The sequence below is a fragment of the Klebsiella sp. V115_8 genome (assembly GCF_029967715.1).
Taxonomy (GTDB): Bacteria; Pseudomonadota; Gammaproteobacteria; order Enterobacterales; family Enterobacteriaceae; genus Klebsiella; species Klebsiella quasipneumoniae.
Window position 1 is genome coordinate 153,328 of the sequence record NZ_JASCAR010000002.1, and the last position, 14,191, is coordinate 167,518.

Here is a 14,191-nt window from a genome sequence, read left to right on the forward strand (position 1 = left end):
TGAATGATGACTATATGAAAACAATCGCAATCCGTGGTTCCGCCTATGCGGTCGGTCAGCAGCTTGGCGCGTTTGGTCGTGAGGCCTGGCATACTAAAATCAGGCAAACGGCGCTGTGGCAAACCATAACCGCCCTGAAAACGGCGGAACAGACCCAGCGCATGCGCGCAGCCGTGCAGGCGCAGTTCCCGCTGATTTGGCAGGAGCTGGAGGGCATGGCGGAGGGGCTGCAGGCGCCGGTGGATGAGGTGTTCGCCTGGAACTGTCGCGGCGATCTGGTACGTTCGACGTCAGATGGCTGCACCACCCTGGCGGGGAGAAGCCCGGAGGGCGCGTTGATCATTGCGCACAATGAAGATGGCTTCCCGCAGCTGCGTGAAGAGTGCGCCATCGTCAGCGTAACCCCGGAGGTGGGCCTCGCCTTCACCAGCTTTGCCTATCCCGGCTCCCTGTGCGGGCATACCTTCGCGGTGAATGAGAAGGGGATAGTCAATACGGTCAACAATATTCGCGCCGTGCATCGTCCGGACGGCATGCCGCGCCAGATTGTGGCCCGCGCATCGCTGAACGCCGCCACCTTAGAGGAAGCCGTCACTTTGCTGAGCGCCACGCCGCGCGCGGGCGCGTTTCACCACACCCTGGGCCAGATGGGCGATAGCCGTCTGTTTAGCGTGGAAGCCACCGGCTCCGGCAGCTCGGTGCTCGAGTTGTCCGCCACCGGCGGGCATGCCAACCATCTGATCCATCCCCAGCTTGCGGCCATTGAACAGATCGTGACCGGGAGCTCCGGTTCGCGCCAGCGGCGCCTGGACGCGTGGCTGGCGACGAACCCGCCGCTGGATGGCGTGACAGCGAAAGCGATGCTCTCCGACCAGCAGGATCCGCTGTTACCGATTTACCGGCTGTCTCCCGACGATCCGGATGAGGAAAATACGCTGGCGACGGCCATTTTTACCTTGAGCGCGACCCGCGTCGTGTGGCAGGTCTTCACTCTGGACCGTGAAAACGCGGTTTTACAGGGCAGCGTTTAGCGGGCCGAGGGCGCTTTCAGCAGGGCGATCAGCAGCGTACTGCCCACCATGATCCCCGCCGCCAGCCACACCATTCCCGACAGGCCAGTTGAGGCGATCAGCTGGCCGCCGACAAGCGCCCCGGTGCCGATGGCGGCATTAAAAATGGCCACGTAAATGGCTGACGCCGGCTGGGCGACCGCGCCCGCGCTGCGCAGCAGCCAGGTCTGTAAGCCGACAAACACAATCGCGATGCCGGCGCCCCACAGGGCTAACAGTAGCCCGCTAAAACAGAACGGCAGTGGCGCAAGACGGGCGGCGCCAAGGATCGCCAGCGCGCCCCCGCTCAGCAGCAGCGCAGCGAAAATCAGCCCCTTCAGATGACGATCGATAAGCTTACCGGCGATAACGTTACCCAGCAGCCCGGAAACTCCTGACAGTAGCAGCAGGCCGGAGAGGGCGGTCGCCGGGACTCCCTGCAGATTTATCAGCAGCGGTTCAATGTAGGTGAAGGCGGCAAAGTGAGCGGTAATGATGCAGGCCGTGGCGCCATACAGGCCACCGAGCAGCGGATTGCGGAAAATATCGCGATAAACACGCAGCCTGACGGAGGCAGGGGCGGCCAGCGGGGGCAGCGTTGAGCACAGCGCCGCAGCGGCGGCCAGTGACAGCAAGGCCATCGCCATAAACGCGTGTCGCCACCCCGCCAGGGTGGCGATAAAGCTCGCCAGGGGTACCCCCACTACGCTTGCCGCCGACACGCCGCCAAAAATGATCGCCGTGGCCAGCCCCAGCCGGTGCGGCGGCACCAGCTGCGCGGCGACGATGCCAATTAAGGCCCAGAAGGCGCCATGCGCCAGGGCGCCAATCATGCGGGCGCTCATCAGGGCGAACATCGAATAAGACCGGGTTGCGGCGAGGCAGGAAAGCGCCAGGATCAGCATCAGCCCGACCAGCAGCGCCTTGCGGGAAATACGCGCCGGCATCGCGCCGGAAAGCAGAGCCGCCAGGGCGCCCACCCAGCCATAGGCGGTGACGGCGAGGCCCATGCCGGATTCCGTCTGGTGAAAATCCGCCGCCAGGGCGCTGAGCATGCCCACCGGCGCCAGTTCGCTGGTGACGATCGAAAAGGCGCAGATCCCGAGCGCAACGAGGGCTATCCAGACGCGCGCCGGCGCCGGGTGGAGGGGTAAAGCAATCTCTTTCATATCAGGCGTATCCTTAGGAAAGGTGCGTTCCGCGCGGTGCGCGGACGTTCAGGTGAGGAGCGAGCAGGCGACCGGATGGCCTGGTTGTCTCCGCGAGTGGCGTGCAGTATCATCCCTGCGAAACTGATAAAAAAGAGCGGAAAACGGAGAGTTGCTTTCCGTAAATGGAAAATAGATGACCGCAGAATTTAACTGGGATGATGCGCGCATATTCCTCGCCATCGCCCGGGCGGGAACGCTGAGCGGCGCCGCCGACAAGATGAACATGGGGATTGCCACGGTCTCCCGCCGGCTGGATCGGCTGGAGCAGGCGTTGAACGTTCCGCTCTTCAGCCGCCATCAGAGCGGCTATCGCCTGACCGACGATGGCGAAGCCCTGCTCGCGCGGGCTGAGGCGCTGGAATACGCAGGCCTGGCGTTCGGCGAAGCGGCGCAACTGCAGGGGCATGTCGCCGGGGTTGTCCGCCTGGCCACCGCGGACAACCTGGCCACGCATTTTATTCTGCCCTCCCTGAAAGGGCTCCTGGACCAATATCCCGAGCTGCGGGTGGAGATGCTGAGCGGCGTGCAGCCGGTGAACCTGCACCGTCGGGATGCCGATCTGGCGATCCGCATGGTCAAGCCTGAGGCCGGGCATCTGACGTTAAAGCGTCTGGGGACGGTGGGGTTTGGCGTCTATGGCGCCGCCGGCTATCTGGCCGGGGCGGACGGCCTGTCGCTGAGCGAGGCGGACTTTGTGGGGTGGCCGGAAACTCACCAGCACCTGCCGGCCGCCCAATGGATCACGCGCACCCTGCGCGGCAGGCCCTGTAAAGTCGAAGCCAATACGCTCGTGGCCCAGGTTTCCGCGGTATCCGCGGGCCTCGGACTGGGCGTCCTGCCGCACTTTATGGCGCGGGCCAGCGGCCTGCAGTGCCTGCAGCCGGAGATCGGCGCGGATCAGACCCTCTGGCTGGTGATGCATTCCGACCTGGCCGGGTCAAGACGCGTGCGGGTTCTCGCCGACCATCTCATCGCTCTCTTTGCGGATCATCAAGAGCGGCTGGCGATGCCCTGAAGGGACGCGGCTTGGGCGTGTATCGATAAGACCCCCCGGGGCTGACGAGCCACGATTTTTTCCGCGCCCGCTAACAGTCATACTCACCGCGCAATATTCGGCCCAATGCTGCGCCGCAGTCGAAAATACTGCAGAGTGAGGGGATATCCCCGTCCGGCAAAATAATTTTGTGTTGTTGCCAGCACCGCCTTGTTGCGCTCCCCCAAAAATGTCTGTCGATGTTAGGGTGAGAGGTTGATTACCACAGGAGAACGCAAATGATTGTCAGGACCTGGCACGGCTGTGTGCCATTGCAACATGCCGAGGGGTTTGCAAAGCACCTTGAGCGGACCGGCGTGGAACACGCCCGAGGTATCCCCGGCAACAGGGGCGCGCTGGTGCGCCGGGAAAACCAGGGCGAATGGGCGCATTTCTTTCTCGCCACCTACTGGCAGGATCTCGCGGCGGTCAAAGCCTTCGCAGGCGAAGACTATCACGTCGCGGTCACCTATCCGGACGACGAAGTATTCGAACTGCTCTCCGACCCCTACGTGTTTCAGCATGAGGTTGAGGCCGTGTCGCCGCTGTAGGCTGCGTGTCGGGCAGGCGGAAGTTAGGCCAACCACAGACGGTTGCTGGCCGCGTGAGATCGACCTCTATCTTGCATGGGCAGCCAGCCACCGTTAGGCGAACGTGGAATGACAGGAACACTTAGCGTTTGAGTGCGGCAACAATGGCGGCTTCCATTTTCTCCGGCGTCGTGAACGGCGCGAAACGCGTGAGGGGGGTGCCGTCGCGACCGATGAGGAACTTGGTGAAATTCCACTTGATCCGTCCGCCGAGCACGCCGGGCAACGCTTGTTTCAAATAACGAAACAGCGGGTGCGCGGCAGGGCCGTTGACGTCCACTTTCTCAAACATCGGGAAGCTCACGCCGTAGTTAACGTGACAGGTCTGCTCGATTTCATCCGCACCGCCGGGTTCCTGCTTGCCAAACTGGTTGCAGGGGAACCCAAGCACAACCAGCCCCTGAGCCGCGTACTTTTTGTAAAGCGCTTCAAGGCCAGCATATTGCGGCGTGAAGCCACAATGGCTGGCCGTATTCACCACCAGAACCACCTTGCCAGCATAGTCAGCCATGGAGAGGGGCTGTCCGCGCAGGCGGGTAGCCGTCAATTGATAAAAAGGGGTCATAGCAGGCTCCTGAGAGTAGAAACAGTTCAACGCTGACGATCGCGCGAATGTTTGAAGCAGATTAGGCAGTTATGATACACAGGGTTAGGGATTTGTACCTGGAGTGTTAAAAAAAACGCCAGATGTCATAGAGAAAATCGCGAACAGGAACGGCTGAAAATGGTGAAATATGTCTTATCGCTGGTCGTAGTGGCGATGCTCGCAGGCTGTACCAGCGCGCCAAACTTGCCGCCTCGGGATACCATTGTGGCGGTGAAACCCACAGAGTCCGGTATTGTCGCCAGCTCAGCGAAATACAGTTACCGCTTTGTCCGTGACGGTGTGCCTGAGGAATATCAGCGTTATAAGACCTTTTATGAGCGCTTTCACCAACAGGCTTCCGGCGTGCGGGTTAACTTTGTCGTGGAACAACATGAGGTAACGGCGGAATATCTGGTGGTGATGGATCAGCGCAAACTGGATGCCGGGCAGCATAGCGAGCTGGTAAATCAGTATCATGCGGTGCAGATTGATAACGATCGCCTCGGGGTGTTGTTTAAAGCGACAGGGTTTTGGACGGCATCGGACGCGTCAGATCTGGCCGCCGCCTACCAGTTAGCGCACCCCGTTGTGGTATCAATCAATGATAAGACCAAAACGATTAGCTCGCTTGGCGCCGTCGCCATGGCCCCGTTGTTTCCGTTTTACATGATGTATGGCTGTGCCATCGGGCCTTGTGTCTGAGGAAAATAGCCAGCAAGTCACTCGACTCACTGGCTGAGTATTTCACTACGCTTCACTTTTAGACGATTGTTTGTGAAACAGTTCGCGGAATACCGGGTAGATATCCTCCTGGTCGCGGATATGCTGCATGGCGAAATTATCAAAGGTCGCCTGCAGGTGTTCATACTCGCGCCACAGGGTCTGATGCGCCCGGCGGGTAATTTCGATATAGCTGTAATAACGCACCACTGGCAGAATTTTCTTCGCCAGCAGTTCGTGGCACAGCGGGGAGTCGTCGGCCCAGTTGTCGCCATCCGACGCCTGGGCGGCGTAGATGTTCCACTGCGCCGGGTCATAACGCGCCTGCACCACTTCATCCATCAGCTTCAGGGCGCTGGAGACGATGGTGCCGCCGGTCTCCTGAGAGTAGAAGAACTCGTGTTCATCCACCTCTTTCGCCTGAGTATGGTGGCGGATGTAGACCACATCGACGTTTTTATAGGTCCGGCTGAGGAACAAATACAGCAGGATATAAAAGCGCTTGGCCATGTCTTTGGTGGCCTGGTCCATCGAGCCTGAGACGTCCATCAGGCAGAACATTACCGCCTGGCTGGAGGGCTCCGGCCGTTTTTCGTAATTTTTGTAGCGTAAGTCAAAGGTGTCGATAAACGGCACCCGTTCAATTTTAGCCCGCAGCTCGGCAATCTCTTTGCGCAGGCGCTCCTCCTCCAACAGCTGCACCGGTTCGCTGCGGCTGATGGTCTCCAGATCCTCCTCCAGGGCGCGCAGTTCACGGCGCTTGCCGGCGGTCATCGCCGTCCGGCGGGCCAACGAGTTCTGCAGCGAACGCACCACGCTGATGTTGGCCGGCACCCCGTTAGAGGTAAAGCCCGCGCGATGGGTTTTAAACTCGTTCAGCTGCCGGTGCTGATTTTTCTTCAGGTTCGGCAGGGCGAGATCTTCGAACAGGAGATCCAGGTACTCATCTTTCGAAATCTGGAAGACAAACTCATCCTTCCCTTCGCCATCGGCGCTGGCTTGCCCCTGACCGCCGCCCCCGCCGCCGCCGCCCCCTTGCGGGCGTTCGATGCGGTCGTTTTGCACGAAATGGTCGTTGCCCGGGTGGACGCGGTTGCGCAGCCCGCCGCGACCCTGATGAAACATCGGCTCGTTGATATCGTCCGTCGGGATCGAGACGGATTCTCCGCTCTCAATATCGGTCACCGAGCGCTTGTTGATGGCCTCGGAGATCGACTGTTTAATCTGCGCCTTATAACGGCGCAAAAAGCGCTGACGATTGACGGCGCTTTTGTTTTTCCCGTTCAGGCGTCGGTCTATGAACCAGGTCATATGCCCTCCTGTACTGCATTAGCCAACTTTACTTATCATCATTCAGCTGCAGTTGGCCCGGCGGCGAACCGCCGGGCTGGACGCATCAGGACGATTTACGAACCCGCAGGTACCACTCGCACAGCAGGCGAACCTGTTTGCGGGTGTAACCTTTCTCCATCATGCGGTCGACAAAGTCGTCGTGTTTTTTCTGCTCATCGGTTGAGGTTTTGGCGTTAAACGAAATGACCGGCAACAGCTCTTCGGTATTGGAGAACATTTTCTTCTCAATAACCGTGCGCAGTTTCTCATAGCTGGTCCAGTTCGGATTACGTCCGCTGTTGTTGGCTCTGGCGCGCAGCACAAAGTTGACGATTTCATTACGGAAGTCTTTCGGGTTGCTGATCCCGGCCGGCTTCTCAATTTTCTCCAGCTCGGCATTCAACGATTCACGGTCAAACAGCTGCCCGGTGTCCGGATCGCGATATTCCTGATCCTGGATCCAGAAGTCAGCGTAGGTGACATAGCGATCGAAAATGTTCTGCCCGTACTCGGAGTAGGATTCCAGATAAGCGGTCTGGATCTCTTTGCCGATAAACTCGGCGTATTTCGGGATCAGATAGCCTTTGAGGAATTCCAGATAGCGCTCGGCCTGCTCCTGAGGGAACTGTTCGCGCTCAATCTGCTGCTCCAGCACATAGAACAGATGCACCGGGTTGGCCGCCACTTCAACATGGTCGAAGTTAAACACCCTTGAGAGGATCTTAAAGGCAAAGCGGGTGGAGAGCCCGTTCATCCCTTCATCCACCCCGGCGTAGTCGCGATACTCCTGATAGGATTTCGCTTTCGGGTCGGTATCCTTCAGGCTCTCGCCGTCATAGACCCGCATTTTCGAGTAGATGCTCGAGTTTTCCGGCTCTTTCAGGCGCGACAGAATCGAGAAACGCGCCAGCGTTTCCAGAGTGCCCGGGGCGCATGGCGCATGCGTCAGTTCGCTGCTGTTGAGCAGTTTTTCATAGATACGGATCTCTTCGGAGATCCGCAGGCAATAAGGCACTTTGACGATATAGACGCGGTCGAGGAAGGCCTCATTGTTTTTGTTATTACGGAAGGTCACCCATTCCGATTCGTTGGAGTGGGCAAGGATGATCCCGTTAAACGGCAGGGCGGAGATCCCTTCGGTCCCGTTATAGTTACCCTCCTGGGTCGCGGTCAGCAGCGGATGCAGCACCTTGATCGGCGCTTTAAACATCTCGACGAACTCCATGATCCCCTGGTTGGCGCGGCACAGCGCACCGGAGTAGCCGTAGGCGTCCGGGTCGTTCTGCGCATAGTGTTCCAGCTTACGGATATCCACTTTACCCACCAGCGCCGAAATATCCTGGTTGTTCTCATCGCCCGGTTCAGTTTTGGCGATGGCGACCTGCTCAAGAATCGACGGCCAGACTTTGACCACGCGGAATTTCGTGATATCGCCGCCAAACTCATGCAGGCGTTTGGCCGCCCACGGCGACATAATGGTGCCGAGATAGCGGGTAGGGACGCCATACTCTTTCTGAAGGATCTGCGCATCCTCCTGCGGATTGAACAGGCACAGCGGGTGATCGTTAACCGGGCTGCGCTCGCCGTTGGCGCTCAGCACATAGATAGGCACGCGCTGCATCAGGGCTTTCAGCCGTTCAGCCAGCGATGATTTACCACCGCCCACCGGTCCCAGCAGATAGAGGATCTGTTTCTTCTCTTCCAGCCCCTGGGCGGCATGCTTGAGGTAGGAAACGATCTGCTCAATGGCGTCTTCCATACCGTAAAACTCTTCAAACGCCGGATAGCGTGCGATGACCCGGTTTGAAAAGAGACGGGATAGCCGCGGCTCGAGAGCCGTATCAACCATGACGGGTTCACCAATGGCCATCAACAGACGTTCTGCCGCATTGGCATAGGCACTGCGATCTTGCCGGCAGATGGTAAGAAACTCCTGCAGTGTGAACTCTTCGTCCTTGGCAGCTTCATAGCGCTGGCGATAGTGATCGAATATATTCATGGCATGCCGTCCTTTCGTTTTTTAGCACAGGTTGAGAGCCGTTCATATGAATAGTGGGGGCCCCCGGAAGACATAAGCTGAACATCGCTCTCCTGGTATCCAGCAACCCTTATGCCAGGTTGCGGGTGGGGTAGCGTGAATGTGCCCTGCAATTACACCTTCTAAATTTAAGCGTAGATGCATTTAGAAATCTTGCATGCCGCAGAAAATCAATTTCAATGACATATCAATAACTCATCCTGAAAAAGACGCTTTTTGATTCGCCGGGACGTGAAGCTGTCATCGGGCTGTCACCAGATGGTAAGAGAAGGGTGGGAAAGTGAACGATTTGTGTCATATCGGGTAAAGAATTTGAGGCATGAGACCTACGACGGTAAACTGCACGGGCTGATTATTTGACAACGGGAATATGGATTGTGACTAAAATCAAACTTCTGGCACTCGGCGTGCTGATTGCGACCTCCGCCAGCGCGGCGCATGCCGATGGGAAGTTCACGCTTGGGGCTGGCGTCGGCATCGTTGAGCATCCGTACAAGCAGTATGATGCGGATGTTTATCCGGTGCCGGTCATTAGTTATGAGAGCGATAACTTCTGGTTCCACGGTCTGGGCGGGGGTTACTACCTGTGGAATGACACCAACGATAAGCTGTCGATAACGGCCTACTGGTCGCCGATGTACTTCAAGCCGGGCGACAGCGATAGCGAACAAATGCGTCGCCTGGATAAACGTAAATCGACCGTGATGGCCGGTCTTTCTTATGTCCACAACACGCCCTATGGCTTCCTGCGCACGACGATTGCCGGCGATACGCTGGATAACAGCAACGGTATCAACTGGGATCTCGCCTGGCTGTACCGCTACACCAACGGGAACCTGACGCTGACGCCGGGCATTGGCGTCGAGTGGAACAGCGACAATCAGAACGAATACTACTATGGCGTCTCGCAGCATGAGTCCCGTCGCAGCGGGATGCGCAGCTACGATCCGGACAGCAGCTGGAACCCGTATCTGGAGCTGGCGGCCAACTATCGCTTCCTCGGCGACTGGAGCGTATACGGTATTGCGCGCTACACGCGTCTGTCGGATGAAATTACCGATAGCCCGATGGTGGACAAATCCTGGAGCGGTCTGATCTCAACCGGGATCACCTACACCTTCTGATTGTGCATTATTACAGTGCGCTTTATGCATCAAAACAGGGCTTCGCGCCCTGTTTTGCTTTATGGTGGTGCAGGGCGCGAAGAAGGAGACGATGGTGAAAAAAACAGTATGCTTTGGCGAGCAGGCGGCAGTTCCGGCCATCGGGCTGGGGACCTGGTATATGGGCGAGAACGCGGCGCAGCGTCAGCAGGAGGTGGCTGCACTGCGCGCGGGCATCGACCATGGCCTGACGGTAATCGATACCGCGGAGATGTATGCCGACGGCGGGGCGGAGGAGGTAGTGGGCCAGGCGATCCGCGGCCTGCGCGACCGGGTGACGCTGGTCTCTAAAGTCTATCCCTGGCACGCCGGCGGAGCGGCGATGCGCCGCGCCTGTGAAAACAGTCTGCGCCGGCTGCAGACCGACTATCTGGATATGTATCTCCTGCACTGGCGGGGCGATATCCCCCTGCAGGAGACGGTCGAGGCGATGGAAAGGCTGGTGGCCGAGGGCAAAATCCGCCGTTGGGGCGTCTCCAATCTGGACACCGACGATATGCAGGCGCTGTGGCGCACGGCGGGCGGCGAACGCTGCGCCACCAACCAGGTGCTCTATCATCTCGCGTCGCGGGGCATTGAATACGATCTCCTGCCCTGGTGCCAGCAGCACACCCTGCCGGTGATGGCCTATTGCCCGCTGGCGCAGGCGGGGCGCTTACGCGATGGACTTTTTCAGCATACCGATATCATCAATATGGCTAACGCGCGGGGCGTGACGGTGGCGCAGCTGCTGCTGGCCTGGGTGATTCGTCATCCGGGAATGCTGGCGATCCCGAAAGCGGCGACTATCGAGCATGTGGTGCAGAATGCCGCCGCGCTTGATATCGTTCTCAGCCCGCAAGAGCTTGCGCAGCTGGACCGCCTCTATCCGCCGCCGCCGCGGAAAACCCGGTTGGATATGGTTTAACCCACAGCGCATCCAGGTGGAGAAGAGAAAAAGCCCCGTGATAAACGGGGCTTTTTGCGGTTAGCGTTTTTTCACGCTGATGGTTTGCGCCAGGCGAGACGGGGTCTCTTCACTGGCTTTCTGCGGCTGGGTCACGCAGCAGGTTTCGACGCAAACGAAGGTTTTATAGCCATCGTCCGGCATGTCGCCCATGCTGACGGACAGCGCCGGGCCCGGGTTCCAGGCCACCACGTTGTGCTGATGATGATGCACCACGTCGATCGTGCGGCTGAGCGCGTCGTCGTGGATCACGCTGCAGCCTTCGGCGTCGAGATAGACGCGGTCGGTACGATCCGGGAAGGTCTGCACGCCGTTGTTCAGAACGCCTTCTTCGGCGTTCTTCACTTTATCGATATAGCGCTCGCCAAGACCGCTCACTTTCACCGCCGCGATATCGCCAACGTTGAAGTAGCTGTGCAGGGCAGAGGTGGTCTCGAATTCGCCGTGGGCTTCCAGCTCGATTTCGCAGGTCTTGCCCAGCTTGAAGCGGGCATAGAGGGTGAACTCATGCGGCCACAGCTTCATGGTTTCAGCGCTGTTCTGCAGCGCAAAGGTCAACATCACGCCGCTGTCGTCTTCATCATGCCCTTCCAGGGTCCACGGCAGGTTGCGGGCAAAGCCGTGCGACGGCAGGCCCTGCTGCGCCGATGGGCCAAACCACGGCCAGCAAATCGGCACGCCGCCGCGCAGGGCGACGCCCTGTTTAAATGGGGTGTTGTTGCTCAGCCACAGGACTTCTTCTTCACCGGCGGGTTTCCAGGAGAGCAGGTGCGCCCCCTGCAGCGCCACAGAGGCTTTCACCTGCGGATGGTCGATGACAATCAGCTCCAGGTCGTCCAGCTGGCGACGGGAGATAACGGGCGAAATGGTTTCATTCACCGGGAGAGCAAAAATTTTATTTATCATTGTGCAATCCTATCTCTGCAGACAAAAAAAAGAGCGACCGAAGTCGCTCTTACAGATTACTTTTTCATCTCAACTTATTTGGAGATGTGGGCAATCAGGTCCAGAACTTTGTTGGAGTAGCCAGTTTCGTTGTCGTACCAGGAAACCAGTTTAACGAAGTTGTCGTTCAGTGCGATACCTGCTTTAGCATCGAACACGGAAGTGCAAACTTCGCCGTTGAAGTCGGTAGAAACAACGTCGTCTTCGGTGTAACCCAGAACGCCTTTCATTGCGCCTTCAGAAGCGGCTTTGATAGCTTTCTTGATTTCTTCGTAGGACGCTGCTTTTTCCAGACGAACGGTCAGGTCAACAACGGATACGTTCGGAGTCGGAACGCGGAACGCCATACCGGTCAGTTTGCCGTTCAGTTCTGGCAGTACTTTACCTACTGCTTTAGCAGCGCCGGTAGAGGACGGGATGATGTTCTGAGCTGCGCCGCGGCCGCCGCGCCAGTCTTTGTGAGACGGGCCATCAACGGTTTTCTGAGTAGCGGTGGTTGCGTGGACGGTGGTCATCAGGCCTTCAACGATACCGAAGTTGTCGTTGATGACTTTAGCCAGCGGTGCCAGGCAGTTGGTGGTGCAGGATGCGTTGGAAACGATGTCCTGGCCAGCGTAAGTGTCGAAGTTAGCGCCGCGAACGAACATCGGGGTGTTGTCTTTGGACGGGCCAGTCAGAACGACTTTTTTCGCGCCAGCGGTGATGTGTTTACGAGCGGTTTCGTCGGTCAGGAAGATACCGGTTGCTTCAGCAACAACGTCAACACCAACTTCGTCCCACTTCAGGTTAGCCGGGTCACGTTCAGCGGTAACACGGATTTTTTTACCGTTAACGACCAGATGACCGTCTTTCACTTCAACGGTGCCGTCGAAACGACCGTGAGTGGAGTCATACTTCAGCATGTAAGCCATGTACTCTGCGTCTAACAGGTCGTTGATTGCAACGATCTCGATGTCAGAACGTTTCTGAGCAGCACGGAAAACAATGCGACCGATACGGCCAAAACCGTTGATACCTACTTTGATAGTCATATATTCCACCAGCTATTTGTTAGTGAATAAAAGGTTGCCTGTAAAATTACAAAAACCTTACGCAGCGTCAAGCGGAATCGTGTCAATCATTGCGACAAATCAATCCTGAGCACACCTTGCGCGATTGATTTGCCTCACTCTCCCTTTGAGCCCAATTCCATATGGGGGCTGCGCGCGGAATTTTAAAGGGCATTTAAGATAAAAACGTGATTTAAGTCACAATTATCTGGCTGCCTGTGGGCACCGGATAAGTTTAGAACAAAAGTGTACGCTTCATTGTTAATGTTTTGTTAGAATTGGGGCGAAAGTTGTCCATTGCAAAGCGAGATGTAAGCCCATGGCAAATAAACCCTCCCCGGAAGAGCTGAAAAACGGCTTGAGCGAAATGCAGTTTTACGTGACCCAACATCATGGCACCGAACCGCCTTTCACCGGACGGCTGCTGCACAACAAGAAAAATGGCGTGTATCACTGCCTGGTGTGCGATGCGCCGCTGTTCAACTCCCAGACCAAATACGACTCCGGCTGCGGCTGGCCGAGCTTCTACGAGCCGGTAAGCGAAGAGGCCATTCGCTATCTGGACGACAGCTCCCACGGCATGCAGCGCATTGAGATCCGCTGCGGAAATTGTGATGCCCATCTCGGTCACGTGTTTCCGGATGGCCCGCAGCCGACCGGCGAGCGCTATTGTGTCAATTCGGCGTCGCTCAGCTTCACCGATGAGCAGAACGGCGAGCAGATCAAGGGTTGAAGAAACGATTCAGCAAATTATTCCTGGTGGAGGTGAGCGGAAGATGGATATTGAGCAAATTATCGACAGCATGACCCCGGAAGTGTATCAGCGCCTGGCGACGGCGGTAGAGCTGGGAAAATGGCCGGATGGCGTGGCGCTGACGCCGGAGCAGAAGGAAAATAGCCTGCAGCTGGTGATGCTGTGGCAGGCCCGGTATAACACCGACGCCCAGCATATGACCATCGACACCCGCGGGCAGATGGTGATGAAGAGCAAACAGCAGCTGAAGGAAGATTTCGGCATCGTGCCGAAGCCGATCGCCACCGTGAAGTTGCAATAAACCGCCGGCCGGCGGGGAGACGTTCCGGCGTCGGGTGATCCGGCGCCGGACAAGGGTAGCGTCAACGACCGCGACCGGCGGTCAGTCGCTTCGCTTACTTTTTATTCATCATCGCTTTCAGGTCGGCAAACGGGTTGTAGGTGGCCTCGCCGACGCTCTTTTGCGCATCTTCGCCCGCTACCACCGTGGAGCCATACTGATCGGCTTCGGTGTACTTGGAATGTTCGTGATCGTGACAGTAAAGGCACAACATCTCCCAGTTGCTGCCATCTTCCGGGTTATTGGAGTGGTCGTGATCGATATGGTGCACCGTCAGCTCGCGCAGATTGGAGTAGACAAACTCCCGTGAGCAGCGTCCGCATACCCAGGGAAAGAGCTTGAGCGCCTTTTCGCGGTAACCCACTTCCAGACGTGCGTAATTTTTGGGGATATAGGCCATGGCCCCCTGCCTCCTGTCAAACGGTTAAGCTGCGC

General features: G+C 57.7%; 16 protein-coding genes. 8 read left to right on the forward strand and 8 right to left on the reverse strand.

Going from position 1 to position 14,191, the window contains the following annotated elements:
• Positions 1-14 precede the first annotated feature (14 nt).
• Positions 15-1,031: a C45 family peptidase gene (locus tag QLG03_RS03045; protein ID WP_255987247.1), complete on the forward strand. Its 1,017-nt coding sequence runs from the start codon at positions 15-17 to the stop codon at positions 1,029-1,031.
• Here the strand turns inward: QLG03_RS03045 and QLG03_RS03050 are convergent.
• Positions 1,028-2,218: an MFS transporter gene (locus tag QLG03_RS03050; RefSeq protein WP_255987248.1), complete on the reverse strand. Its 1,191-nt coding sequence runs from the start codon at positions 2,216-2,218 to the stop codon at positions 1,028-1,030. The genes QLG03_RS03045 and QLG03_RS03050 overlap by 4 nt on opposite strands.
• Positions 2,219-2,393: 175 nt before the next feature.
• Between QLG03_RS03050 and QLG03_RS03055 the strand changes: the two genes are divergently transcribed.
• The gene (locus QLG03_RS03055) at positions 2,394-3,275 is read left to right on the forward strand and encodes a LysR family transcriptional regulator (RefSeq protein ID WP_132135128.1); all 882 of its coding nucleotides are present in this window, start codon (positions 2,394-2,396) and stop codon (positions 3,273-3,275) included.
• 70 nt (positions 3,276-3,345) lie between these two features.
• Here QLG03_RS03055 and QLG03_RS03060 read toward each other — a convergent pair whose 3' ends face one another.
• Positions 3,346-3,441, reverse strand: coding sequence for a hypothetical protein (locus tag QLG03_RS03060; RefSeq protein WP_224222709.1), 96 nt, complete (start codon positions 3,439-3,441; stop codon positions 3,346-3,348).
• Positions 3,442-3,532: 91 nt separating this feature from the next.
• Here QLG03_RS03060 and QLG03_RS03065 point away from each other — a divergent pair, with 91 nt between their 5' ends.
• The gene (locus QLG03_RS03065) at positions 3,533-3,844 is read left to right on the forward strand and encodes a hypothetical protein (RefSeq protein WP_023289269.1); all 312 of its coding nucleotides are present in this window, start codon (positions 3,533-3,535) and stop codon (positions 3,842-3,844) included.
• A gap of 121 nt (positions 3,845-3,965) precedes the next feature.
• On the opposite strand, the gene QLG03_RS03070 is transcribed toward QLG03_RS03065, so the two are convergent.
• Entirely contained in the window at positions 3,966-4,448 is a 483-nt protein-coding gene (locus QLG03_RS03070; protein WP_032452502.1) for a glutathione peroxidase, read from the reverse strand.
• 159 nt (positions 4,449-4,607) lie between these two features.
• Between QLG03_RS03070 and QLG03_RS03075 the strand changes: the two genes are divergently transcribed.
• Positions 4,608-5,171: a hypothetical protein gene (locus tag QLG03_RS03075; protein ID WP_023289271.1), complete on the forward strand. Its 564-nt coding sequence runs from the start codon at positions 4,608-4,610 to the stop codon at positions 5,169-5,171.
• Positions 5,172-5,216: 45 nt separating this feature from the next.
• Here the strand turns inward: QLG03_RS03075 and QLG03_RS03080 are convergent, their stop codons facing one another.
• Together QLG03_RS03080 and yeaG are read right to left on the reverse strand one after the other, a co-directional pair.
• Positions 5,217-6,500 (reverse strand): YeaH/YhbH family protein, encoded by a 1,284-nt coding sequence (locus tag QLG03_RS03080; protein WP_012968476.1) that lies wholly within the window; start codon positions 6,498-6,500, stop codon positions 5,217-5,219.
• Between the two features lie 85 nt (positions 6,501-6,585).
• Positions 6,586-8,520, reverse strand: coding sequence for a protein kinase YeaG (gene yeaG / locus QLG03_RS03085; RefSeq protein WP_004203779.1), 1,935 nt, complete (start codon positions 8,518-8,520; stop codon positions 6,586-6,588).
• Between the two features lie 416 nt (positions 8,521-8,936).
• Between yeaG and QLG03_RS03090 the strand changes: the two genes are divergently transcribed.
• Together QLG03_RS03090 and QLG03_RS03095 are read left to right on the forward strand one after the other, a co-directional pair.
• Positions 8,937-9,683, forward strand: a complete 747-nt coding sequence (locus QLG03_RS03090; RefSeq protein WP_023289272.1) for a MipA/OmpV family protein — start codon at positions 8,937-8,939, stop codon at positions 9,681-9,683.
• Positions 9,684-9,774: 91 nt separating this feature from the next.
• Positions 9,775-10,629 carry an aldo/keto reductase gene (locus QLG03_RS03095; protein ID WP_048334776.1) on the forward strand — a complete coding sequence of 285 codons (855 nt, stop codon included), beginning with the start codon at positions 9,775-9,777 and terminating at the stop codon, positions 10,627-10,629.
• Positions 10,630-10,689: 60 nt separating this feature from the next.
• Here the strand turns inward: QLG03_RS03095 and QLG03_RS03100 are convergent, their stop codons facing one another.
• Positions 10,690-11,574 carry a D-hexose-6-phosphate mutarotase gene (locus tag QLG03_RS03100; protein WP_023289274.1) on the reverse strand — a complete coding sequence of 295 codons (885 nt, stop codon included), beginning with the start codon at positions 11,572-11,574 and terminating at the stop codon, positions 10,690-10,692.
• Between the two features lie 74 nt (positions 11,575-11,648).
• The gene (gene gapA, locus QLG03_RS03105; protein WP_004203784.1) at positions 11,649-12,644 is read right to left on the reverse strand and encodes a glyceraldehyde-3-phosphate dehydrogenase; all 996 of its coding nucleotides are present in this window, start codon (positions 12,642-12,644) and stop codon (positions 11,649-11,651) included.
• 337 nt (positions 12,645-12,981) lie between these two features.
• Between gapA and msrB the strand changes: the two genes are divergently transcribed.
• Together msrB and QLG03_RS03115 are read left to right on the forward strand one after the other, a co-directional pair.
• The gene (gene msrB, locus QLG03_RS03110) at positions 12,982-13,395 is read left to right on the forward strand and encodes a peptide-methionine (R)-S-oxide reductase MsrB (RefSeq protein WP_004203786.1); all 414 of its coding nucleotides are present in this window, start codon (positions 12,982-12,984) and stop codon (positions 13,393-13,395) included.
• A 43-nt stretch (positions 13,396-13,438) separates the two neighbouring features.
• Positions 13,439-13,717 (forward strand): YeaC family protein, encoded by a 279-nt coding sequence (locus QLG03_RS03115; protein WP_004203787.1) that lies wholly within the window; start codon positions 13,439-13,441, stop codon positions 13,715-13,717.
• Between the two features lie 94 nt (positions 13,718-13,811).
• Here QLG03_RS03115 and yajD read toward each other — a convergent pair whose 3' ends face one another.
• Complete coding sequence (yajD, locus tag QLG03_RS03120) at positions 13,812-14,156, reverse strand: HNH nuclease YajD (protein ID WP_002901254.1); 345 nt, start codon at positions 14,154-14,156, stop codon at positions 13,812-13,814.
• Positions 14,157-14,191: the final 35 nt, after the last annotated feature.

What these genes read in the sequence shown, in the direction of transcription:
- yajD (WP_002901254.1), bottom strand. Translation starts at nt 14,156, where the DNA reads ATGGCCTATATCCCCAAAAATTACGCACGTCTGGAAGTGGGTTACCGC.
- gapA (WP_004203784.1), bottom strand. Translation starts at nt 12,644, where the DNA reads ATGACTATCAAAGTAGGTATCAACGGTTTTGGCCGTATCGGTCGCATT.
- QLG03_RS03115 (WP_004203787.1), top strand. Translation starts at nt 13,439, where the DNA reads ATGGATATTGAGCAAATTATCGACAGCATGACCCCGGAAGTGTATCAG.
- yeaG (WP_004203779.1), bottom strand. Translation starts at nt 8,520, where the DNA reads ATGAATATATTCGATCACTATCGCCAGCGCTATGAAGCTGCCAAGGAC.
- QLG03_RS03070 (WP_032452502.1), bottom strand. Translation starts at nt 4,448, where the DNA reads ATGACCCCTTTTTATCAATTGACGGCTACCCGCCTGCGCGGACAGCCC.
- QLG03_RS03100 (WP_023289274.1), bottom strand. Translation starts at nt 11,574, where the DNA reads ATGATAAATAAAATTTTTGCTCTCCCGGTGAATGAAACCATTTCGCCC.
- QLG03_RS03075 (WP_023289271.1), top strand. Translation starts at nt 4,608, where the DNA reads ATGGTGAAATATGTCTTATCGCTGGTCGTAGTGGCGATGCTCGCAGGC.
- QLG03_RS03095 (WP_048334776.1), top strand. Translation starts at nt 9,775, where the DNA reads ATGGTGAAAAAAACAGTATGCTTTGGCGAGCAGGCGGCAGTTCCGGCC.
- QLG03_RS03045 (WP_255987247.1), top strand. Translation starts at nt 15, where the DNA reads ATGAAAACAATCGCAATCCGTGGTTCCGCCTATGCGGTCGGTCAGCAG.
- QLG03_RS03050 (WP_255987248.1), bottom strand. Translation starts at nt 2,218, where the DNA reads ATGAAAGAGATTGCTTTACCCCTCCACCCGGCGCCGGCGCGCGTCTGG.
- QLG03_RS03065 (WP_023289269.1), top strand. Translation starts at nt 3,533, where the DNA reads ATGATTGTCAGGACCTGGCACGGCTGTGTGCCATTGCAACATGCCGAG.
- msrB (WP_004203786.1), top strand. Translation starts at nt 12,982, where the DNA reads ATGGCAAATAAACCCTCCCCGGAAGAGCTGAAAAACGGCTTGAGCGAA.
- QLG03_RS03080 (WP_012968476.1), bottom strand. Translation starts at nt 6,500, where the DNA reads ATGACCTGGTTCATAGACCGACGCCTGAACGGGAAAAACAAAAGCGCC.
- QLG03_RS03055 (WP_132135128.1), top strand. Translation starts at nt 2,394, where the DNA reads ATGACCGCAGAATTTAACTGGGATGATGCGCGCATATTCCTCGCCATC.